This window comes from Amycolatopsis anabasis, from assembly GCF_009765355.1.
Taxonomy (GTDB): Bacteria; Actinomycetota; Actinomycetes; order Mycobacteriales; family Pseudonocardiaceae; genus Amycolatopsis; species Amycolatopsis anabasis.
The window spans coordinates 22,995-43,771 of the sequence record NZ_VTHK01000034.1; the positions used below are offsets into that span (position 1 = coordinate 22,995).

The 20,777-nt window shown below is 70.9% G+C and carries 21 protein-coding genes; 9 read left to right on the forward strand and 12 right to left on the reverse strand.

What is annotated here, in order from left to right:
* Positions 1-12 precede the first annotated feature (12 nt).
* Positions 13-549, reverse strand: coding sequence for a snapalysin family zinc-dependent metalloprotease (locus tag FXO23_RS34140; protein WP_158889945.1), 537 nt, complete (start codon positions 547-549; stop codon positions 13-15).
* Positions 550-703: 154 nt separating this feature from the next.
* On the opposite strand from FXO23_RS34140, the gene FXO23_RS34145 reads away from it, so the two are divergent.
* The 3 genes from FXO23_RS34145 to FXO23_RS34155 all read left to right on the forward strand — a co-directional run bounded on the left by FXO23_RS34145 (position 704) and on the right by FXO23_RS34155 (position 4,116).
* Positions 704-1,012, forward strand: coding sequence for a hypothetical protein (locus FXO23_RS34145; RefSeq protein WP_158889947.1), 309 nt, complete (start codon positions 704-706; stop codon positions 1,010-1,012).
* Positions 1,013-1,129: 117 nt separating this feature from the next.
* Positions 1,130-3,103 carry an ABC1 kinase family protein gene (locus FXO23_RS34150; protein ID WP_158889949.1) on the forward strand — a complete coding sequence of 658 codons (1,974 nt, stop codon included), beginning with the start codon at positions 1,130-1,132 and terminating at the stop codon, positions 3,101-3,103.
* Between the two features lie 107 nt (positions 3,104-3,210).
* Positions 3,211-4,116, forward strand: coding sequence for a S41 family peptidase (locus FXO23_RS34155; RefSeq protein WP_158889951.1), 906 nt, complete (start codon positions 3,211-3,213; stop codon positions 4,114-4,116).
* Positions 4,117-4,175: 59 nt separating this feature from the next.
* On the opposite strand, the gene FXO23_RS34160 is transcribed toward FXO23_RS34155, so the two are convergent.
* The 8 genes from FXO23_RS34160 to FXO23_RS34195 are packed head-to-tail and all read right to left on the reverse strand — an operon-like array spanning position 4,176 to position 11,182.
* Positions 4,176-4,682 (reverse strand): hypothetical protein, encoded by a 507-nt coding sequence (locus tag FXO23_RS34160; protein ID WP_158889953.1) that lies wholly within the window; start codon positions 4,680-4,682, stop codon positions 4,176-4,178.
* A gap of 60 nt (positions 4,683-4,742) precedes the next feature.
* Entirely contained in the window at positions 4,743-5,153 is a 411-nt protein-coding gene (locus FXO23_RS34165; protein ID WP_158889955.1) for a metal-sulfur cluster assembly factor, read from the reverse strand.
* Positions 5,150-5,599 carry a Fe-S cluster assembly sulfur transfer protein SufU gene (gene sufU, locus FXO23_RS34170; RefSeq protein ID WP_158889957.1) on the reverse strand — a complete coding sequence of 150 codons (450 nt, stop codon included), beginning with the start codon at positions 5,597-5,599 and terminating at the stop codon, positions 5,150-5,152. Before sufU ends, FXO23_RS34165 begins: the two co-directional genes overlap by 4 nt.
* Before the next feature lie 2 nt (positions 5,600-5,601).
* Entirely contained in the window at positions 5,602-6,879 is a 1,278-nt protein-coding gene (locus FXO23_RS34175) for a cysteine desulfurase (RefSeq protein WP_158889959.1), read from the reverse strand.
* Between the two features lie 52 nt (positions 6,880-6,931).
* Positions 6,932-7,702 (reverse strand): Fe-S cluster assembly ATPase SufC, encoded by a 771-nt coding sequence (sufC, locus tag FXO23_RS34180; RefSeq protein WP_158889961.1) that lies wholly within the window; start codon positions 7,700-7,702, stop codon positions 6,932-6,934.
* Between the two features lie 44 nt (positions 7,703-7,746).
* A complete protein-coding gene (sufD, locus tag FXO23_RS34185; RefSeq protein WP_158889963.1) occupies positions 7,747-8,919 on the reverse strand; it encodes a Fe-S cluster assembly protein SufD in 1,173 nt (390 codons plus the stop codon).
* Positions 8,919-10,367, reverse strand: coding sequence for a Fe-S cluster assembly protein SufB (gene sufB, locus FXO23_RS34190; RefSeq protein WP_158889965.1), 1,449 nt, complete (start codon positions 10,365-10,367; stop codon positions 8,919-8,921). Before sufB ends, sufD begins: the two co-directional genes overlap by 1 nt.
* Positions 10,364-11,182, reverse strand: a complete 819-nt coding sequence (locus tag FXO23_RS34195; protein ID WP_179956962.1) for a helix-turn-helix transcriptional regulator — start codon at positions 11,180-11,182, stop codon at positions 10,364-10,366. Before FXO23_RS34195 ends, sufB begins: the two co-directional genes overlap by 4 nt.
* 52 nt (positions 11,183-11,234) lie before the next feature.
* On the opposite strand from FXO23_RS34195, the gene mptB reads away from it, so the two are divergent.
* From mptB to FXO23_RS34225, 6 genes are all read left to right on the forward strand, one after another.
* Complete coding sequence (mptB, locus tag FXO23_RS34200; protein WP_179956963.1) at positions 11,235-12,932, forward strand: polyprenol phosphomannose-dependent alpha 1,6 mannosyltransferase MptB; 1,698 nt, start codon at positions 11,235-11,237, stop codon at positions 12,930-12,932.
* A gap of 5 nt (positions 12,933-12,937) precedes the next feature.
* Positions 12,938-13,864, forward strand: a complete 927-nt coding sequence (locus tag FXO23_RS34205; protein WP_158889967.1) for an ABC transporter ATP-binding protein — start codon at positions 12,938-12,940, stop codon at positions 13,862-13,864.
* Positions 13,861-14,667 carry an ABC transporter permease gene (locus FXO23_RS34210; RefSeq protein WP_158889969.1) on the forward strand — a complete coding sequence of 269 codons (807 nt, stop codon included), beginning with the start codon at positions 13,861-13,863 and terminating at the stop codon, positions 14,665-14,667. Before FXO23_RS34205 ends, FXO23_RS34210 begins: the two co-directional genes overlap by 4 nt.
* Positions 14,668-14,757: 90 nt before the next feature.
* Positions 14,758-15,726 (forward strand): COX15/CtaA family protein, encoded by a 969-nt coding sequence (locus tag FXO23_RS34215; RefSeq protein ID WP_158889971.1) that lies wholly within the window; start codon positions 14,758-14,760, stop codon positions 15,724-15,726.
* A 139-nt stretch (positions 15,727-15,865) separates the two neighbouring features.
* Positions 15,866-16,798, forward strand: a complete 933-nt coding sequence (locus FXO23_RS34220) for an acyl-CoA desaturase (RefSeq protein WP_158889973.1) — start codon at positions 15,866-15,868, stop codon at positions 16,796-16,798.
* Positions 16,799-16,932: 134 nt separating this feature from the next.
* Positions 16,933-18,507 carry a CocE/NonD family hydrolase gene (locus FXO23_RS34225; RefSeq protein ID WP_158889975.1) on the forward strand — a complete coding sequence of 525 codons (1,575 nt, stop codon included), beginning with the start codon at positions 16,933-16,935 and terminating at the stop codon, positions 18,505-18,507.
* 42 nt (positions 18,508-18,549) lie between these two features.
* On the opposite strand, the gene FXO23_RS34230 is transcribed toward FXO23_RS34225, so the two are convergent.
* From FXO23_RS34230 to FXO23_RS34240, 3 genes are read right to left on the reverse strand one after another with little or no spacing between them, the layout of a single operon-like run.
* Positions 18,550-19,506, reverse strand: a complete 957-nt coding sequence (locus FXO23_RS34230; protein ID WP_158889977.1) for a DUF6528 family protein — start codon at positions 19,504-19,506, stop codon at positions 18,550-18,552.
* A 54-nt stretch (positions 19,507-19,560) separates the two neighbouring features.
* Positions 19,561-20,433: an ATP-grasp domain-containing protein gene (locus FXO23_RS34235; RefSeq protein ID WP_158889979.1), complete on the reverse strand. Its 873-nt coding sequence runs from the start codon at positions 20,431-20,433 to the stop codon at positions 19,561-19,563.
* The gene (locus FXO23_RS34240; protein ID WP_158889981.1) at positions 20,430-20,747 is read right to left on the reverse strand and encodes a hypothetical protein; all 318 of its coding nucleotides are present in this window, start codon (positions 20,745-20,747) and stop codon (positions 20,430-20,432) included. The genes FXO23_RS34235 and FXO23_RS34240 overlap by 4 nt, the downstream gene beginning before the upstream one ends.
* Positions 20,748-20,777: the final 30 nt, after the last annotated feature.

The window sequence follows — 20,777 nt, forward strand, 5'->3', positions numbered from 1 at the left end:
CCCGGGCGGGACCTACGCGACCGCTCGGCGGGCCTGTTCGACCACCGCGGCCAGGCCGTTCGCGAAGTTCTCGTCGACCTTGGCGGACTCCTGGGCGTCCGGCTTCGCGTTCTTGCAGGAGGTGCCCGGGCCGTGGCCGGACATCAGCTCTGAGCACGGGCCTTCGTAGTGGTCGGGCAGGCCGAGGTTGTGGCCGACCTCGTGCGCGGCGATCCGCGTGACGTCGTTGCCCTCGTCGACCTGCTTCGAGTCGAGGTAGATGTCGCCGTGCCCGTGCCCGTCGGTGTTGGTGTGGGAACCGCGGCCGTCGTGCGTCTCGTGGAAGATGATGGTGGCCGAACCGCCGCGTTCCAGCTTGACGTTCTGGACCGCCGCGTTCCAGTTGGCCGCGGCCTGGTCGATCTGCGCGAGGTAGTCCGGCGCGCCGCTGGAGTCGTAGTGCAGCGTGACGGCCTCGGCCGCCCCGGCGCCCGGCGCACCCGCCAGCTGGGTGCCCAGCGCGGCCGCGAAGGCCACCGCTCCGGCCAGCATCCGGCGCTTGTTCGTCATTTGCCCACTCCATCCCGACCTGGTGTAAACATTGCGGACAGTCACGGTAGGGGTACGGACCGGGACGAGCCACATCCGAAAGTAGGGGAACCACGGGACGGACGAGCGCATCGGAGTGGCAGAAGCAAACGCCGAGCGAAGCGAAGAGGCAGCCATGACCGCAGCAGTCGCGCACACTCCCGTCGGCAGACACAATCCCAACGCCGACCGCACGCAGCCCGTGTCCATTCCGAACGCCCCGTTCGTCCCGCCCGCCGCGCTCTACCGGGTGCCCGCCGAACTGGCCCCGATGCCCGTCGCACTGGGCCACACCACCCCGCCGTGGACGCGGACCCCGTGGGCGAACGCGCTCGAGCAGGCCACCGCCCCGCGCCGCTCCGCGCGGACCGCCGTCCTGCTGGTGCTCACCCTGCTCCTCGTTCTCGGCGCGGCCGCCACCGCGCTCGTGCTGTTCGTCCTTTAAGGACCCTTACGGGTCCGGTTTCACCCCTGGGCGGGAGAACACCGGGCGCCGGACGTGCTTGGATCTCCGGTGACCGCGCCACCGCCCGCCGCCGGGCCCGACGTTCGGACCTCCTCGATGACCTCTGCGTTGCTGGGTTTGCTGACCCTGCCGCTCTACCTGCTGATGCTGTGGCCCCTGATGGTCGCGGCCCGGCGCGTGCTCGGCGTCCGCATCGGCACCCTGCGCGCACTGATCGGCGCCTGCGTCGGCTGGGCCGTCGCCGGAATGTTCGTCACCGCCCTGCCACGGTCCGTCCAGGGCCACCCCGGCGCGTTCGCCGGACTGCTGATTCCCTTGGCCGGTAGTGCTTTCCTGGCCACCTTGCTCTTTCTGTTCGTCGCCGAGATGGCGGCGCCGAGCGGCGGCGGACTCGGCCCGATCGGCCGGATCCGCTCCCTGCGCCGCCGGGTGGCGCGGGCACGCCGCTATTCCCAGATCACCCGGATCGCCATCAAACACGGCCTCGGCCCCTATCTGGCCGGACGCCGCGACCCCGAACTCGGCGACCACCGGCACGCCAAGCTCGCCCGGTCGCTGCGCCGCGCGCTCGAGGACGGCGGGGTCACCTTCGTCAAACTGGGACAGCTCCTGTCCACCCGCCCCGACCTGCTGCCGCCCGCGTTCATCGACGAGCTGAGCCGGCTGCAGGACCGGGTCGCGTTCGCCCCGGCCGCCGAGGTCGAGCAGGTGCTGCGCGACGAACTCGGCGCGCCGCCGGACGAGATCTTCGCCGAATTCGACCCCGAACCGCTCGCGGCCGCGTCGATCGCCCAGGTGTACCGGGCCAAACTGCGGTCCGGTGCGGACGTCGTGGTCAAGGTGCGGCGCCCCGGCATCGGCCAACTCGTGGAACGGGACCTGGACATCGTGCACCGCGTCGCCGCTTCCCTGCACCAGCGCGCGAAGTGGGCCCGGGCGCTCGGCGTCGTCGAACTCGCCGAGGGTTTCGCCGAAGCGCTCACCGAGGAACTCGATTTCCGCGTGGAGGCGCGCAATATCGGCACGGTCACCGCCGCGTACGGCGAGGGCGCCGTGTCCCTGCCCCGGGTGCACGAGCAGCTCTCGACCGAGCGGGTGCTGGTGATGCGGCGGCTGGACGGGGTGCCGCTCGGCGCCGCCGGGAACGAGGTCGCCGCCGACCAGCGCACCCCGCTCGCCCGGTCGCTGCTGGAATGCCTGCTGCGCCAGGTGATGCTGCACGGGGTGTTCCACGCCGATCCGCATCCCGGAAACGTGCTGCTGCTGGCCGACGGGCGGCTGGGCCTGCTCGACTTCGGTTCGGTGGGGCGCCTGGACGCCGGGCTCCGCGACGGGTTGCGGGCGCTGCTGCTGGCGGTGGACCGCGGCGACGCCGCCGCGTTGCGGGACGGGCTGCTGGAGATCGTGGACCGGCCGGACGAGATCGACGAGCAACGCCTGGAGCGCGTGCTCGGTGCCTTGGTGGCCAAGCACTTCTCCGCCGGGCAGGCGCCGGATCTGGACATGTTCACCGATCTGTTCCGGGTGATCGCGGAGTTCCGGCTCGCCGTACCGCCGCCGATCGCGGCCGTGTTCCGCGCGCTCGCCACCCTGGAGGGCACGCTCGCCCTGCTGGCGCCGGGGTTCAACATCGTGGTCGAGTCGCGGGCGTTCGCGACCGCGCAACTGGGCGCCCGGCTGCGGCCGGATTCGTTGCGGCAGGCGGCGACCGACGAGCTGATGGCGCTGCTGCCGGTGCTCCGGCGGCTGCCCCGCCGCCTCGACCGGATCAGCGGCGCGCTGGAGCAGGGCCGGTTGTCGGTGAACGTCCGGTTGTTCGCCGACGAGCGGGATCGCGGTGTGGTGACCGGGCTGGTGCACGAGATCCTGCTCGCGTTCGTCGGCGCGGCGACCGGGTTGATGGCGGTGCTCCTGCTGGCCAGTACCGGCGGGCCGAAGGTCCTCGACGAGGTGACGCTGAACCAGATGTTCGGCTACAACCTGCTGGTGATCAGCGCTCTGGTCGGGCTGCGGCTGCTGTTCGTCGTCTTCCGCACTCAGCGCCGGAACTCCGGCCGCTCCCGGGAGTGATGTCCGCAAAGGACGGTCAGTCCTCGCACGCGCAAAGGCGGCGCTCTTCCCCCGGAGTGCCGGATCGGTCGCTAACCTGGCGGGAGGCAACCGACTGGGGGTCAGGGATGACCGACGACGACAGATCGGCGCGGGACTATTTGGACCACGCCCTCGACCTGCTGGAGCAGCACGCGTTCGACCGCACGGCACTCGACTGGCCGGCCGTCCGCGCCGACGCGCTCGCACGGCTCGACGGCGCGAGCGGGCCGCGGGACACCTACCGGGTGATCGACCGCGTCATCGCCCGGCTGGGCAATCCGCACACGGTCCTGGTCCCGCCCGAAATCGCCGCCGAGGCGTTCGGCGGAACGGGTGCGGACGAGCCGATGCCTTCCGGTCAGCTCGTCGAAAAGCGCTTCGGATACCTGAACATCCCCGAGGCCAGGGCGAGCGACGAGGCCGACGAGCGGTACGTGCGGACCGGGATGGCGCTCGTGCGCGAACTCGACGAGCAACGGCCCGCCGGGTGGATCGTCGACCTGCGCGCGAACACCGGGGGCAACATGTACCCGATGCTCACGGTGCTCGCTCCCCTGCTCGGCGACGGCACGCTCGGGGCGTTCGTGGACGCCGAAGGGCGGCAGACCGAGTGGCGGCTGCACGGCGGCGTGGTGTCGGTGGAGGACACGGCGCAGTCACCGGTCGCCCACGAGTACCGCCTGGCCGAACCCGGCGCGCCGATCGCGGTGCTGATCGGGGAACAGACCTGCAGCGCGGGCGAAGCCACCCTGATCGCGTTCCTCGGCCTGCCGAACGTGCGCACCTTCGGCTCCCCCACCGCCGGGCTGGCCACCGGGAACGCCGCGTTCGAACTGCCGGACGGCGCCCTCCTCGCGGTCACCACCGCCGTCGAGGCCGACCGGACGGGCCGGGTATACGGCAACGATCCCATCGAACCGGATGAACCGGTCGACGAGGGCGCTGCCCTCTCCGCCTCCGTGGCGTGGTTGAAGGCGACTACCGAGCGCTGACCGGCTACAGCGGACCGAATTCTACAAAGCGGTGCTGTATAGGTCGTTATACGGCTGGCTCAGGCGTTGAGCGGGTGGCAGCGGTAGCAAGGATCCGGCGGGCCGAAGTCGAGCTGGTTCTCGTCGAGGCCGTTGCTGATCGTCACCTGCCCCCGGGTGAAGAGGAAACTCACGGCGACCATGCCGCGGGCCAGATCGTCCCCCGACCACTCCAGGAACTCGACGGCCCGGAGCGGCTCGCCGTGCAGCGCGGCGAGTTCGGCGTGGGCGTCGTCGCGCCACCGGAGGTCGAAGAACTCGTCCCGGGCGATCGGTTCGCCCGGATCCATCGTGTTCCAGGTGATGGAGAGTTCGTCGAACTTCTGGTGCGCGACCTCGGCCCGTTCACCTTCGAAGTCGAGGAGAACCGGCCCGTCGGCGAACCATTCGTCGTCCTCGGCGTCCCAGACCAGCCAGGCGTGGCTGAGCCTCCGGCCGATGAGGGCGCCGAGCCGGTCGCGGTGGGCGGCCTCGATCGCGCGCAGGCCGTTGAGCCACTCCGGGCGGTATCCCTCGATGCCGAACACCCGGCGATTGTGCCCAATCGCCGGGTGTGTCGCAGCCCGATTTCTCCGCCCGCGGAATGCTCAGACGGTGAAGCCGAGGGCCCGCAGCTGTTCGCGGCCGTCCTCGGTGATCTTCTCCGGACCCCACGGCGGCATCCAGACCCAGTTGATCCGGAAGTCGCTGACCAGGCCCGCGCCACCGGTGAGCACCGAGGCCGTCTGGTCCTCGATCACGTCGGTCAGCGGGCAGGCCGCCGAGGTCAGGGTCATGTCGATGGTCGCCGTGTTGTCCGGCTCGACCCGGATGTCGTAGACCAGGCCCAGGTCGACCACGTTGATGCCGAGCTCGGGGTCGACCACGTCCCGCATGGCCTCCTCGACGTCCTCCACCTTCGCGACGTCGGCACTCGCCTGCGCCTGCTCCGGCAGGTCGGCAGCCGTCCGGCCCTCGCGATGTTCGGGAGCCTTGGTCTGCGTCTGCTCTTCTGTCATGAAGCCTCTCCGTTCGCACCGGCGCTCGAAACCGCGTCCTTGAACGCCATCCAGCCGAGCAGCGCGCATTTCACCCGGGCCGGGTACTTGGCGACCCCGGCGAACGCCACGCCGTCCTCCAGCACGTCCTCGTCCGGTTCCACCTGACCGCGTCCCTGCATCAGCTCGACGAACGCGTCCATCGTCGTGAACGCCTCTTCCACCGTGTGCCCGACGACGAGATCAGTCAAGACCGACGTGGAAGCCTGGCTGATCGAGCAGCCCTGGCCCTCGTAGGAGATGTCGGCGACCTTGCCGTCGTTCAGTTTCACCCGCAGGGTCACCTCGTCGCCGCAGGTCGGGTTCACCTGGAACGACTCGGCGTCGAACGGCTCCCGCAGGCCGCGGCCGTGCGGGTTCTTGTAGTGGTCCAGGATGATCTCCTGGTACATGCTCTCCAGGTTCATCGTCACGCCACCCCGAAGAACCGCTGCGCCTCGCGCACCCCGTCCACCAGAGCGTCCACTTCGGACAGATCGTTGTACAGGTAGAACGAGGCGCGGATGCTGGCGGGAACGTGACAGGCCCGGTGCAGCGGCCACGCGCAGTGGTGCCCCACCCGAACCGCGATGCCCAGGCTGTCCAGCACCTGACCGGCGTCGTGCGGATGCACCCCGTCGATCGCGAAGGCCACGGTCGCGCCACGGTCGGTCGTGTCGGCCGGGCCGAGGATCCGCACCCCGGGAATCCCGGCCAGCCCCGGCAGCGCCGCTTCGAGCAGCAGGTGCTCGTGCGCCGCGACCCGGTCCATGCCGACCGAGGTGAGGTAGTCCACGGCCGCGCCGAGCCCGACGGCCTGCGAGGTCATCGGCGATCCGGCCTCGAACCGCTGCGGCGGCGGCGCGAACGTGGTGCGCTCCATGGTGACCAGCTCGATCATCGAGCCGCCGGTGAGGAACGGCGGCATCGCCTCGAGCAGTTCGCGGCGCCCGTAGAGCACGCCGATGCCGCTGGGCGCGAGCATCTTGTGCGGCGCGAACACCGCGAAGTCCACACCCAGCTCGCGGAAGTCGACCGGGCCGTGCGGCACCGACTGGCACGCGTCGAGCACGGTCAGCGCGCCGACCTGCCGGGCGCGCCGCACGATCGGCTCGACCGGGTTGACCGTGCCGAGAACGTTCGACTGGTGCACGAACGCGACGACCTTGGTCCGCTCGTTCACCACTTCGTCCAAGTCGGACAGATCGAGGCGCCCGTCCTCGGTGAGGCCGAGCCAGCGCAGGGTCGCGCCGGTCCGCTGGCACACCTGCTGCCACGGCACCAGGTTCGCGTGGTGCTCCATCTCGGTGACCACGATCTCGTCACCGGGCCCCACCACGAACCGCTCGGCCTCCGGGCCCGCGGTCGCGGCGTTGCTCATCGCGTACGCCACGAGGTTCACGCCCTCGGTGGCGTTCTTGGTGAACACCAGTTCCTGCGGCGAGGCGCCGACGAACTCCCCGGTACGCGCCCGGGCGTACTCGTAGGCGTCGGTGGCCTCCTCCGCGAGCTGGTACGCACCGCGGTGCACCGGGGCGTTCGAGGTCTCCAGGAACCGCCGCTCGGCGTCCAGCACCTGGGTCGGGCGCTGCGAGGTAGCCCCAGAATCCAAGTACACCAAGGGCTTCCCGTCCCGCACGGTACGGGACAGGATGGGGAAGTCGGCGCGCAGGGCGGCGACATCAAGCGGCGCAGCGGTGGTGGTCATCCGCGCCAACTCCTCTCGGTGGCAGGTCAGTTCGGGAACGGGGGCCGGTCGCTCAGACCGCCGCGGGCTCGCTCTTGCCCGCGTACTTCACGTAGCCGTTCTCCTCCAGCTCGTCAGCCAGTTCAACGCCACCGGACTCGGCGATCTTCCCGTCCGCGAACACGTGCACGAAATCCGGGGTGATGTGCTTGAGGATCCGGGTGTAGTGCGTGATCAGCATGACGCCGACCTCGTTGTTCGCCTTGTACTCGTTGACGCCCTGGGAAACCACGCGCAGCGCGTCCACGTCCAGGCCGGAGTCGGTCTCGTCCAGGATCGCGAACTTCGGCTTGAGCAGCGCCAGCTGCAGGATCTCGTGGCGCTTCTTCTCCCCGCCGGAGAAGCCTTCGTTCACGCTGCGCTCGGCGAACTCGGAAGAGATGTCCAGGCGGCCCATCTCCTCCTTGACCTCCTTGACCCAGTGGCGCAACTTCGGGGCCTCGCCGCGGACCGCGGTGGCCGCGGTGCGCAGGAAGTTGGACATCGACACACCGGGCACCTCGACCGGGTACTGCATGGCGAGGAACAGCCCGGCGCGGGCGCGCTCGTCGACGCTCATCTCGAGCACGTTCTCGCCGTCCAGCAGCACCTCACCGGAGGTCACCTCGTACTTCGGGTGCCCGGCGATGGCGTAGGACAAAGTGGACTTGCCGGAGCCGTTCGGGCCCATGATCGCGTGCGTCTCCCCCGACTTGATCGTCAGGTTCACGCCCTTGAGGATCTCCTTGGCGCCCTCGTCGGTGGTGACGGCGGCGCGCAGGTCCTTGATTTCCAGAGTGGCCATTCTTCTTCGTTTCTCTATTCTGCGGCGGAAAAGTACGGGGTCGGTCAGGCGCCGACGGCTTCGAGTTCGGCTTCGATCGCGTCCTGCAGGCGCTCCCGCACCTCCGGGATGTCGATCTTCATCAGGATCTCGTGGAAGAACCCGCGCACCACCAGGCGGCGCGCCGACTCCTCCGGGATCCCGCGCGACTGCAGGTAGAACAGCTGCTCGTCGTCGAACCGGCCGGTCGCGCTGGCGTGCCCGGCGCCCTCGATCTCACCGGTCTCGATCTCCAGGTTCGGCACCGAGTCGGCGCGGGCGCCCTCGGTGAGCACCAGGTTCCGGTTCAGCTCGTAGGTCTGGGTTCCCTCGGCGGCGGCCCGGATGAGCACGTCCCCGATCCACACCCCGTGCGCGTCCTCGCCCTGCAGCGCGCCCTTGTACATCACGTTGGACGTGCAGTTGGGCACCGCGTGGTCGACGAACAGCCGGTTCTCCTGGTGCTGCCCCGCGTCGGCGAAGTACAGCCCGAGCATCTCCACGTCCCCGCCGCGATCGGCGAAGGTCGCGGTCGGCGACACCCGCACCAGGTCGCCGCCCAGGGTGACCACGATGTGCTTGAGGGTCGCGTCCCGGCCCAGCTTGAGGTGCTGCTCGGACACGTGCACCGCGTCGTCCGCCCAGTCCTGCACGCTGACCACGGTGAGCTTCGCGCCGTCGCCGATCACGAACTCCACGTTGTCCGCATACGTGCCGGAGCCGACGTGGTCGAGCACGATCGCGGCCTCGGCGAACGCCTCCGCGCGCACCTGGACGTGGCCGTAGGCGGTGTGGCCCTCGCCCGGACCGGTCAGGGTGATCGTGGTCGGCTTGGACGCCTTGGTCTCCTTCGGCACGGTGACCAGGGTCGCCGCGGGGAAGGACGAGTAGGCCTGCGCCGCGATCCGGTCGCTGGGCACCCCCGCCTGGCCGAGCCGCTCGTCGTCGCGGCCGACCGTCTCGACGGTGACCTCGGGTGCGGCGTCCGCCTCGACCTTGATCTCACCGGTGCCGACCGCGGAACCGTCGTGCAGGCCCCGCAGCCGCTTCATCGGCGTGAACCGCCAGTTCTCCTCGCGCCCGCCGGGGACCTCGAAGGCCTCGACGTCGTAGGAGGTGAATCGCTCGCCGCGGGAAGACGCCGGGATGACGGCGCCCTCCCGCAAGGTCTCGGCGACGTTGTTCTCTGCCACCGTCATCAGCCGACGGCCCCTTCCATCTGCAGCTCGATCAGGCGGTTCAGTTCCAGCGCGTACTCCATCGGCAGCTCGCGCGCGATCGGCTCGACGAAACCGCGCACCACCATGGCCATCGCCTCTTCCTCGGTGAGGCCGCGGGACATCAGGTAGAACAGCTGGTCCTCGCTGACCTTGGACACGGTCGCCTCGTGGCCCATCGACACGTCGTCGTTGCGGATGTCCACGTACGGGTAGGTGTCCGAACGCGAGATGGTGTCCACCAGCAGCGCGTCGCACACCACGCTGGAGCGCGAGTGGTGCGCCCGCTTGGCCACCTTGACCAGGCCGCGGTACGAGGTCCGCCCGCCGCCGCGCGCCACCGACTTCGACACGATCGTCGAGGAGGTGTGCGGCGCCAGGTGCTCCATCTTCGCCCCGGCGTCCTGGTGCTGGCCCTCACCGGCGAACGCGACCGAGAGCACCTCGCCCTTGGCGTGCTCGCCCATCAGGAACACCGACGGGTACTTCATGGTCACCTTGGAGCCGATGTTGCCGTCGACCCACTCCATGGTCGCGCCCTCTTCGGCCTTGGCGCGCTTGGTGACCAGGTTGTAGACGTTGTTCGACCAGTTCTGGATGGTCGTGTAGCGGCAGCGGCCGCCCTTCTTCACGATGATCTCCACGACCGCCGAGTGCAGCGAGTCGGACTGGTAGATCGGCGCGGTGCAACCCTCGACGTAGTGCACGTAGGCGTCTTCGTCGACGATGATCAGGGTCCGCTCGAACTGGCCCATGTTCTCGGTGTTGATCCGGAAGTAGGCCTGCAGCGGGATGTCGACGTGCACGCCCTTCGGCACGTAGATGAACGAGCCGCCGGACCACACCGCGGTGTTCAGCGCGGAGAACTTGTTGTCCCCGGCCGGGATGACCGAGCCGAAGTACTCCTTGAACAGCTCCGGGTGCTCCTTGAGACCGGTGTCGGTGTCCAGGAAGATCACGCCCTGGGCCTCCAGGTCCTCGCGGATCTGGTGGTAGACGACCTCGGACTCGTACTGCGCGGCGACCCCGGCGACCAGGCGTTGCTTCTCCGCCTCCGGGATCCCCAGCTTGTCGTAGGTGTTCTTGATGTCCTCGGGAAGGTCTTCCCAGCTCGTCGCCTGCTTCTCGGTCGAGCGCACGAAGTACTTGATGTTGTCGAAGTCGATCCCGGACAGGTCCGCGCCCCAGTTGGGCATCGGCTTGCGGTCGAACAGCTTCAGCGCCTTGAGGCGCGTCTCGCGCATCCACTCCGGCTCGGACTTCTTCGCGGAGATGTCGGTGACGACTTCCTCGTTGAGCCCGCGACGGGCACTGGCGCCCGCCTCGTCGGAGTCGGCCCAGCCGAAGGCGTACTTGCCAAGGGACTCGATGGTCTCTTCTTGGCTCAGGGGCGCCGTGGTGGGGGTGCGCTGCTCGGCAGCGGCAGTCATGCGGGTTTCCCTCCATTCGGGATCCGTGGTGCGTTCCGCCCGCCGTCCGGCTCGGCCGTTCCGGCGGGTTCCGTGCTCCCCGGCCTTGGTGTGTCCGGGCTACCCGCCGCGGCGGGTACGTGGGTTGTGCACGCGGCGTCACCGCGTGCGATGGTCGCCAGCCGCTGCACGTGGGTGCCCAGCAGCTTGGCGAAGGCCGCGGTTTCGGCCTCGCACAGCTGCGGGAACTCCGCCGCGACGTGGGCGACCGGGCAGTGGTGCTGGCACAGCTGCTCCCCGGCACCGACCTGTCGGGTCGACGCAGCGTAACCCTCCCTGGTCAGTGCGGTCGCGAGGGCCTCGGCCCGCGCGGCCGGCTCGGCCTCGCCGGTGACCGCCTCCTTGTGCGGTTCGACGAGCGCGGCGACCCGGCGCTCGGCGAACGCGCGCACCGCTTCCTCCCCCACGTGCTCGGCGAGGAAGCGGATCGCGGCGACCGCGAGGTCGTCGTAGGCGTGCCCGAACCGGGCCCGCCCCGCCTCGGTGAGCAGGAACAGCTTCGCGGGACGGCCCCGGCCCCGCGGACCGCGCCGCGGCGCGTCCCGGGTGGTGGCCTCCCCGTCGGCCAGCAACGCGTCCAGGTGGCGGCGCACCGCGGTCGGGCTGATGCCCAGCCGTTCGGCGACCACCACGGCGGTCAACGGCCCCTCTTCCAGGAGCAGCCTGGCCACCTCGTGCCGGGTGCGGCCCTCGGCCGTGACCTGCACGGGCACACCGCTCACCTCGGCACGGCGGTCTTCGCCGTCCCGGTGCTCGCCAGTGCCCGTCTTTTTCACAACATAAGTGTGTCGTATTTCCCCGGCACGGGCAAAGAGAGGTCAACAAGTGGTGACCGGAGTCACGCCCGCCGGGAGTCGATACGCTCCGCACGTGGCAGTTGGCGAGCAGGAAACCCAGCCGGAGGCCGGTGGCCGCACGACCGTGGCGGCCGAGTCACCGGTGCGGCCACGCGACGCGGATCCACTCGAACACGGAGAGCGACGAACCCTGGACATCGTGCGCCGGTTCGGCACGGTCGGCGCGCTGCTCCTCGCGGTCGGCTCGCTCGGCGCGGGCGCCGCCCCGGTGGTGAACCCGGTGCAGAACATCCCGGTGCTGCGGCTGTTCATCCGGATCCCGACCGTCTCGCTGGCCATCGCCTTCGCCGGGATGGCCATGATGGTGATCGGCTGGCTGCTGCTGGGCCGGTTCGCCCGCCCCGGCCGGAACCGCCTGGCCACCAGCGGTCAGATGAGCCGCACGCTGGTGATGTGGCTGACGCCGCTGCTGTTCATCCCCCCGCTGTTCTCCCGGGACGTCTACGCCTACCTCGCGCAGAGCGAGATCGTGCACCGCGGCATGGACCCGTATTCGCTCGGTCCGGCGGACGCGCTCGGCGTCGGTGATCCGCTCACCGCCGGGGTCTCGAACATGTGGCGGGAAACCTCCCCGCCCTACGGCCCGCTGTACCTGCGCTTCGGCGGCTGGCTCGCCAGCATCTCCGGCAACAACATCGTCACCGGCGTCCTGCTGCACCGCGGGCTCGCGCTGATCGGGGTCGTGCTGATCGTGTGGGCGCTGCCCCGGCTCGCGCGGCGGTTCGGCGTGCAGCCGGTCACCGCGCTGTGGCTCGGCGCGGTGAACCCGCTGGTGCTGTTCCACCTGGTCGCGGGCGCGCACAACGACTCCCTGGCGCTCGGGCTGATGGTGGCCGGGCTGGAACTGGGGCTGCGCAAGCTGCCGATCCGGGTCAAGGGCGACACCCCGCCCCCGCTGGCGCCCGGCGAGCTGCGGTTCCTGATCCTCGGCGCGGTGGTGATCACGCTCGGCGGGGCGGTGAAGTTCCAGGCGTTGGTCGCGCTGCCGTTCCTCGGGGTGATGATCGCCCGGCGATGGCACGGCCGGTTGAAGGACCTGTTCCGGGCCGCGGTGTTCGTCACCGGGATCGGCGCGGTGGTCATGGTCGTGGTGTGCCTGGGTTCCGGACTGGGGTTCGGCTGGGTCGGCAATATGGGCACCCCGGGCATGGTGCGCAGCTGGATCTCGCCCATCTCGGAGCTGTCCAATCTCGGCGGGCTGCTCGGCATGGCGCTCGGCCTGGGCAACCACACCGACGCGCTGGTGCCGATCCTGAGCCTGCTCGGCTACCTGGTGGCCGCCGCGATCACGGTCAAGTTCCTGTGGGACAGCTTCCAGTGGCGGTACCGGCCGATCATCGGGCTCGGCGTGTCCCTCGGCGCGGTCAGCGTCCTGCACGTCGCGCTGCAGCCCTGGTACATGCTCTGGGCGGTGATCCCGCTCGCCGCGGCGGCCGGGACCTCGCGCTTCCGGGTCGCGGCCACGATCGTCAGCGTGGCGCTCGCGTTTCCCGCGTTCCCCAACGGCGGTTCGTACGGCGGCCGGATCTACGTGGTGCCCCAGGCATATCTGGCGGGCGCGGTGGTGGTCGTGCTGGCGTTGCTGCTCGCCCGCCGGGCCGCGCCGGGCCTGCTCCGGCGCGGTGACCGGACCACGGAGAAGCTCGCCGAGCCGACTGCGTACTCTTGACCGTCGTGGGAACAGCCGCCGTCGAGATCACCGGGCTGGTGAAGCGCTACGGAAACACCACCGCGGTCGACGGGCTCGACCTGCGGATGCCCCGGGGCAGCCTGCTCGCGCTGCTCGGCCCCAACGGCGCCGGGAAGACCACCACCGTCGAGGTCTGCGAAGGATTCCTGCGCGCCGACGCCGGTACGGTCCGGGTCCTCGGGCTCGACCCGGCCCGGCAGGGGGCCGCGCTGCGCCCCCGGATCGGGGTCATGCCGCAGGGCGGCGGCGCCTACCCCGGCGTCCGCGCCGAGGAGATGCTGCGCCTGGTCGCCGCGTGCGCCGCGCATCCGCTGGACCCGATGTGGCTGCTGGAGGTGCTCGGGCTGGGGTCGGTCCGGCGCACCCCGTTCAAACGGCTCTCCGGCGGCCAGCAGCAACGGCTTTCGCTCGCCTGCGCGCTCGTCGGGCGCCCGGAACTGGTGTTCCTGGACGAGCCGACGGCCGGGATGGACCCGCAGGCGCGGCGGCTGGTCTGGGACCTGCTCGCCGCGTTGCGGTCGGACGGGGTGAGCGTGCTGCTCACCACGCACCTCATGGAGGAAGCCGAGGCGCTGGCCGACGACGTGGTGATCGTCGACCACGGCAAGGTGATCGCCACCGGCTCCCCGCGCGCGCTGACCGAGGAGGACTCCGAGGTCGCGCAGTTGCGGTTCAAGGCACGCAAGGGGTTGGACACCGAACTGCTGTCCGCGGCGCTGCCCGAGGGCTACCTGGTGCACGAATCCGCGCCGGGCGCCTACCGCGTGCTCGGCCGGGTCGACCCGCAGGTGGTGTCCACGGTCACCGCGTGGTGCGCGCAGCAGGGGGTGCTCGCCGAGGAACTGCACGTCGGCAGGCGGGATCTCGAAGAGGTCTTCCTGGAGCTGACCGGACGGGAACTACGCGGATGACCACCACACGCGGCGCCGAGGCCCGCTTCGCGCCCGGCACGTTCACCCCCGATCCCGGCGCCGGGAAACTGGGGCGGATGCTGCTCACCCACGCGCGGGTGGAAACCAGCCTGACCCTGCGCCACGGCGAGCAGATCCTGCTCACCCTGCTGATCCCGCTGGCGCTGCTGATCGGGTTGAGCCTGCTGGACATCCTGCCCACCGGCGACCTCGGCTCGGCGTCCAAAGTGGACTGGGTGACCCCGCGGATCTTCGCGCTCGCGGTGATGTCGTCGGCGTTCACCGGGCAGGCGATCGCGCTCGGGTTCGACCGCCGCTACGGCGTGCTCAAACGGCTCTCGGCGACCGCGCTCCCCCGCTGGCTGCTGGTGGCCGGCCGGGTGGTGGCCGCGCTGGTTGTCGTCGTGTTGCAGGTCCTGGTGCTGGGCGCGGTCGCGGCGCTGCTGGGGTGGACGCCGTCCGGGGCGGGGCTCGCGTTGGCGGTGCCGTTGCTGGTGATCGGGACGCTCGCGTTCGGCGCGCTGGGCGTGCTGCTCGGCGGCTCGCTGCGGGCGGAAGCCGTGCTGGCGCTGGCGAACATCGTGTGGTTCGTCCTGCTGCTGGCGGGCGGCATCCTGCTGGCGCCGGCGACGCTGCCCTCCGGCGTCGCCACCGTGGTGGAGCTGCTGCCGTCCGGCGCCCTGGCCGAGGGCCTGCGCGCGGCCCTGCTCGACGGCCGCTTCGCGGGCGGTCCGATCGCGGTTCTCGCCGTCTGGGGCGCCGCGGCCGCCGCCCTGGCGACCCGCACCACCCGTCTCACCTGACCGGGGCCACGGCGCGCCGGAAGTGCCGCCGTTTTCGGTGAGGCGTGGGGTCCGGCCGGGTTCTCAGGGAGGGCGGCCTACCATCGGAGCGTGCAGCTCCGCTCTCTCGTCGCTCGTTTGCCCTACCCCTCGCCCGCGGTCCAGCGGGCCATCGCGATCGCCGCGGTGCTCACCCAGGGCGGGATCGGAGTCACCGGCTCGATCGTCCGGGTCACCGGGTCCGGGCTCGGCTGCCCCACCTGGCCGCAATGCGTCTCCGGCAGCATGTTCCCGGTCGACCACCCCGAGCACCACGCCCTGAACCAGTGGATCGAATTCGGCAACCGGATGCTCACCGGGGTCGTGATCGTCGTCGCCGCGCTGTGCGTGCTGGCCGCGTGGCGGATCCAGATCGACCACCCGGAACGCCGCCGCCTGGTCAAGCTCGCCTGGCTGATGCCGGGCGGGGTGGTGCTGCAGGCGATCGTCGGCGGGATCACCGTGCTCGCCAAGCTGGAATGGTGGACGGTGGCGATCCACTTCCTCGCGTCCACTCCCCTGGTGTGGTGCGCGGTGCTGCTGCTGCACGCGTTCAACGAGGGCGAGCAGCCACCCCGCTGGCTCATCCCGGCCTCCGGCCGCGCCCTGCTGATCGCCCTCGTGGTCGCGCTGTGGGCGGTTCTCATCGCGGGCACCACGGTGACCGGCGCGGGCCCGCACGGCGGCGACCCGGACACGCACCGCCTGCAGGCGCCGATCGAAACCCTCGCGCAGATCCACGGCGCGCTGCTGGTCGTCTACCTGCTCGTCCTGGCCGCCTTCGGGGTGCAGTTGCTGCGCTCCGGGGCGCCCGCGAAGCTGTGGCGCCGCTACGGAGTCGCCTGGGTGGTCGCGCTCGCCCAGGGCGGGCTCGGTTCGCTGCAGTACCTCCTGGGCGTGCCGGAGGAGCTGGTGTCGTTCCACGTGTTCGGCTCGGCCGTGGTGATCGTCGCCACCGCGGCGCTGTGGTGCGCGGCGCGCGACCGCGGCGTGTTCGCGTCCGCACCCGCCGAGTCCCCGGAACTGACCCCCGCGCGGTGACCGTCCGGTAGGGCGACGGTCATACTTCCGTAACGCACGCGCGGCGTGCGCGCCAGACCGTGCCGTTAGGCTCGCGGGCGGGAACTCTCCGCGAAGAATGTCCCTTTTGGTGCCGACCGAAGTGAGGTCCTCCCCGCCCATGACCATCGACGAGCGAAGCGGCGTGAAACCGCTGGTTTCCGGCGAACGATCCACCGCACAGATGATCGTCCTCAAGACTTTCCTGCTGGTCCCGTTCCTCGCGTTGGTGGCCGCGCTGCCCATCGCCTGGGGCTGGGGCCTGAACTGGGTGGACCTCGGCCTCGCCGCGGTCTTCTACACGGTCGGCACGCTCGGTGTGACCGTCGGCTACCACCGCTACTTCACGCACGGCGCCTTCAAGACCAACCGCGCCCTGCGGGTCGCCCTCGCGATCACCGGCAGCTTCGCCGTCCAGGGCTCGGTGATCTTCTGGGTGGCCAACCACCGCCGCCACCACGCGTTCGCCGACCGGGAAGGCGATCCGCACTCCCCCTGGCTGTTCGGCTCCTCGCCGGTCGCGCTGCTGCGCGGGTTCTGGCACGCGCACATGGGCTGGATGTTCAAGCGCGAGCTGACGAACTACGAGCGGTTCGCCCCCGATCTGATGGCCGACAAGGACCTGCGCGTGGTGAACCGGTTCTTCTGGCTCTGGATCACGCTCAGCCTGGTGCTGCCCGCCGCGCTGGGCGGGCTGCTCACGTGGTCGGTGTGGGGCGCGGTGACCGCGTTCTTCTGGGCCGGGCTGGTCCGCATCGCGTTCTCGCACCACGTGACCTGGTCGGTGAACTCGATCTGCCACATGGTCGGTGACCGGCCGTTCGCCAGCCGGGACAAGGCGGCGAACTTCTGGCCGCTGGCGATCCTGTCCATGGGCGAGTCCTGGCACAACTCGCACCACGCCGACCCGACCTGCGCCCGGCACGGTGTGCTGCGCGGCCAGATCGACGTGTCGGCACGGCTGATCTGGATCTTCGAGAAGCTCGGCTGGGCGCGGAACGTCCGCTGGCCGAAACCCGAGCGGCTCGCGGCCAAACGGGTGAAACCCGCCTAGCCCACCGGCACGCACCGCCCGCAACCTGTCACGTCCTGACCAAATCTGAAAAGACGCGTTACCTACTAACCGGTAGCCTCGTTTGACCCGGCGCATCGACGTTTCATCCGGTCCGGGTCATACGAGGAGGTTTGATGCGCAGGGCACGGGTTGTCGCGATCGCCGTGGTGGTGGCGCTGACGGGGCTGATCGCCGGGGCGCCGCCGGGCAGCGCCGAATCGGCGGGGTCCACCACCAGGGTGCTGAAGATCCCCGGGGACGGCGGCATCGAGATCAGCGCCGCGGTCATCGAGCCGACCGGCTGGGGTCCCGGCCCGCATCCGCTCCTGGTGCTCCCGGCGAGCTGGAGCGCGCCGTGGGTGGAATATGTGGGCGCGGGCCAGAAACTCGCCCGCGAAGGCGGCTACGCGGTGATCAGCTACACCAGCCGCGGTTTCTGGGATTCCGGCGGCGGGATCGACGTGGCGGGCCGCAAGACGACCGCCGACGTCAGCCGCGTGATCGACTGGGGCATCACCCACGCCCGCGGGGACGCCGAACGCGTCGGCGTCGCCGGGATCTCCTACGGCGCCGGGCAGTCCCTGCTCGCGGCCGCCGCGGATCCGCGGGTCAAGGCGGTCGCCGCGCTGAGCGGCTGGGCGGATCTGGTCGCCTCGCTGTACCCGAACCACACGCCCAGCCTGCAGGCCGGGTACGGGCTGCTCGCGGCCGGCCACCTCACCGGGCGGATGGACCCGGAATTCGTGCCCTACGAGAAGGAAGCGCTGAAGGGCAACTACGAGGCCCTGGTGCCGCTGAACCCGGAACGTTCGGCCGCCACGCAACTGGCCGCGATCAATGCCCGCAAACCCGCGGTGTTCCTGGCCAACGCGTGGAACGAGTCGATGTTCCCGCCCAGCCAGCTCACCGATTTCTTCACCAAGCTCACCGGCCCGAAACGGCTCATGCTCGCCGCCGGGGACCACGCGCTGAACGAGGCCATCGGCGCGATCGGCCTGCCCAACGAGGTGTGGGACAACGCCACCCGGTGGTTCGACCACTACCTGCGCGGGGTGCACAACGGCATCGATGCGGACAACCCGGTCCACCTCAAGCCCGCCATCGACGGCGGCACCTGGCGCAGCTATCCGGACTGGGCCTCGGCCACCGCGACCACGTCCACCCTCTACCTCGGCGGATCCGAGTCGCTGCAAGGAAATCCCGGCGCCTGGAACTCCTCGATCAAGGGCGGGGTGGCCACCGGCGCCGACAGCGGATTCATCCTCGTCAACGGGTACCTGCAGGGTTTGTTCAACATTCCCACCGGGGTGTCGATCGGCCAGGTGGACCGCAAGGCCGCCGCGGTCTGGTCCGGACCGGCGTATCCCGCGAACACCCGGATCAGCGGGGCGCCCCGCCTGCACACGACGGTGACCACGAGCGCGCCGGAGGCGACCCTGTTCGCCTACCTGTACGACGTGGACGCCCGCGGCTCCGGCCGCCTGGTCAGCACCAAGCCCTACACGCTGCGCGGCGCCACGCCCGGGCAACCGCAGGGCCTCGAGTTCGACCTGGAGCCCACCGTGTGGGACGTCCCGGCCGGACACCACCTCGCGCTGGTCGTCGACACGGTCGACGGGCGCTACGGCAGCAAGAGCGCGCCGGGTTCGACCGTCGGGTTCGGATCGTCCACAACGGACCCTTCCTGGTTGCGAATTCCGCAAGCCTGAACGGAAAGGGGCCGCGCTCACCGCCGAGCGCGGCCCCTCGCCTCAGGCCCCGGGCCACCACCGGGCCTTGTAGATCCAGGCGCCGCGCAGGGTCAGCTTTCCGTGCGGCAGCGCGAGATCCACGGTGTCCGTGCACCACGTGCACACGTGCCCGGGCTGAACCGAGGCGGTGAGCACCCGGCCGGTCGCCGGGCTGGTGGTCACGCTCTTGACGTCCGGCCGGTCGATCTCGCCCGAGCCGCGATACCGCCGCGAGAACTGCCCGGAGTCCTTGCCGAACTGGTACACCCGCGTCTCGGTGGTCAGCCACAGCAGATCCGCCCGCCCGGGCACCGGCTGCAGATCGTGCCCGCCCTCGGTGGGCAACGCGAACGTCCGCACGGCGGTCAGCTTCGGCGCCGCCGCCGTCCCGGTCACCTTGAGCGCCACCAGTTCGTGAGTCCCCAGGACCCACAGCACGTTCCGCTCGGCGTCCCAGACCACGCCGTGCGCGCCGGTCAGCGGGAACTCGGCGAACGTAGTGGAACGGGCGCCCTGGGACGCGGTGTAGATCCGCACCCAGCCGCCGGTGCTGGCCGCGACGGCGACGTTGCCGTCCGGCAGCAGTTCGATGCTGTGCGGGTTGTTCCTGGCCTCGACGTCGGCGGCCCAGTAGGCGGTGTTCCCCTCGGGATAGGGCACCACCGCGGCGAATCCGCCGGATGCGGTGGTCAGCAGGTACTTCCGGCCGTCGCGGGTGGCGAGTTTGGCCTCGTCGGGGTTGGTCCAGGCGCGGGCGAGGTCACCGAGTCCGTTGGTGGCGCTGGGCGCCCACGCCCAGCTGGGTTTCGCGCCGGTCCAGGCCGCCCGGGTCGCCGGGAGCACCAGGATGCGCCGGGACGCCTGTTCGGTGATCGCGATCGAACCGGGATCGCCGTGCGCCTCGGCGGCGGTGACCGGGGTCAGCAGCCCGGCGAGCAGGACGAACGCGAGGGTGGTGAGTCTTCGGAATCTCCGCATTCCCCCACCCAACCGCGTGCGGCTGACCGGCAGGTGACCGGCCGCCGAACAAGATCAGGCCAGTTGCTGCCGCACCGCCGAGGCGAACCGCAGCGGCGCACCCCGGTCGGCCTGGCCGAACCCGAGCGAAGGCTCGGCCAGCTCGAGTTCCAGGACGACCGGCGCGCCGTCGTCCCCGCGCACCACGTCCACCCGGGCGTAGAGCAGTTCGGCCCGCAGGATGCCGAGCAGGTCCGCGGCCGCGTCCAGCGCGTCCTCGGCGAGTTTCCGCTCGGCCGCCGCGGGTTCGGCCGCGCCGAGCTCCTCCGCGACATACAGCCCCGATCCGTCCACTGTGGACCCGGTGAGCATGGCGCCCTTGGCGAACGCGTGCGAGTACACGCCACCGAAGAAGACGAGCGCGGTCTCCCCCGAACTGTCCACAGCGGACTGATACGGCTGCAGGAGGGCCGTCTGCCCGGCGTCGTGCAGCCTGGCCAGATGCGCGGCCGCGGCGTCGGCCTCGCCGGGGGCGAACCGCGCCGCGCCGATCGAACCGACCCCGATCGACGGTTTGAGCACGAACTCCCGGTCCGGCCAGCGCGCGGCGGCGCCCGGTTCGACCAGTTCGGTGGGCACGGCCGGGACCCCGGCGGCGATCAAATCGGCCAGGTAGGCCTTGTCGGTGTTCCAGCGGACCACCGGCGCCGCGTTGCGCAGCGCCGGGACGGACTCGCACCAGTCCAGGAACTCGGCCCGGCGATCCGGGTAGTCCCAGGTCGCGCGGAGGACCACCACCTCGGCGGCGGCGAAGTCGGTCTCCGGATCGTCCCAGGCGGACCAGGCCGTGGTGAAGCCGAGGTCGCCCAGGGCGGCGGGCACGGCGTGCTCGTCGCCGTCCCCCTCGGGCAGCTTGGCGCAGCCGACGAGAATCGCGTGCGCGGTCACCGGCGGGCGCGGGGACCGGCCATGCGGCGCCGGTGCTCCGGGCCGATCACGGTCGCGTTCACCGTGTCCGCGTCCCAGGTGGCGGACCCCAGATCGGCGACCGCCTCGACGAGCGCCTCGCCGGTCGCGGGGCCGGGCACGACCACGTCGCCGAGCGCGCCGTCCGCGCCGACCAGCACCACGCGAGCGCCGGCGCGGCCGATGTTCTCGACGACCGCCCGCGAGGGCTTGCCGTGCGCGGCCACGAAGCGCCGGGCCGCGGCGAGCTGCCGCGCGGTCGGCGCCGGGGTCTCTTCGGTCTTCTCTTCAGCCACGACCCGATCTTAGGCGTCCAGTGCCCGGGA

Coding starts and splice junctions, on each gene's coding strand:
- FXO23_RS34140 (WP_158889945.1), bottom strand. CDS start 549: ATGACGAACAAGCGCCGGATGCTGGCCGGAGCGGTGGCCTTCGCGGCC.
- FXO23_RS34145 (WP_158889947.1), top strand. CDS start 704: ATGACCGCAGCAGTCGCGCACACTCCCGTCGGCAGACACAATCCCAAC.
- FXO23_RS34150 (WP_158889949.1), top strand. CDS start 1,130: ATGACCTCTGCGTTGCTGGGTTTGCTGACCCTGCCGCTCTACCTGCTG.
- FXO23_RS34155 (WP_158889951.1), top strand. CDS start 3,211: ATGACCGACGACGACAGATCGGCGCGGGACTATTTGGACCACGCCCTC.
- FXO23_RS34165 (WP_158889955.1), bottom strand. CDS start 5,153: ATGACAGAAGAGCAGACGCAGACCAAGGCTCCCGAACATCGCGAGGGC.
- sufU (WP_158889957.1), bottom strand. CDS start 5,599: ATGAACCTGGAGAGCATGTACCAGGAGATCATCCTGGACCACTACAAG.
- FXO23_RS34175 (WP_158889959.1), bottom strand. CDS start 6,879: ATGACCACCACCGCTGCGCCGCTTGATGTCGCCGCCCTGCGCGCCGAC.
- sufC (WP_158889961.1), bottom strand. CDS start 7,702: ATGGCCACTCTGGAAATCAAGGACCTGCGCGCCGCCGTCACCACCGAC.
- sufD (WP_158889963.1), bottom strand. CDS start 8,919: ATGACGGTGGCAGAGAACAACGTCGCCGAGACCTTGCGGGAGGGCGCC.
- sufB (WP_158889965.1), bottom strand. CDS start 10,367: ATGACTGCCGCTGCCGAGCAGCGCACCCCCACCACGGCGCCCCTGAGC.
- FXO23_RS34210 (WP_158889969.1), top strand. CDS start 13,861: ATGACCACCACACGCGGCGCCGAGGCCCGCTTCGCGCCCGGCACGTTC.
- FXO23_RS34220 (WP_158889973.1), top strand. CDS start 15,866: ATGACCATCGACGAGCGAAGCGGCGTGAAACCGCTGGTTTCCGGCGAA.
- FXO23_RS34225 (WP_158889975.1), top strand. CDS start 16,933: ATGCGCAGGGCACGGGTTGTCGCGATCGCCGTGGTGGTGGCGCTGACG.
- FXO23_RS34230 (WP_158889977.1), bottom strand. CDS start 19,506: ATGCGGAGATTCCGAAGACTCACCACCCTCGCGTTCGTCCTGCTCGCC.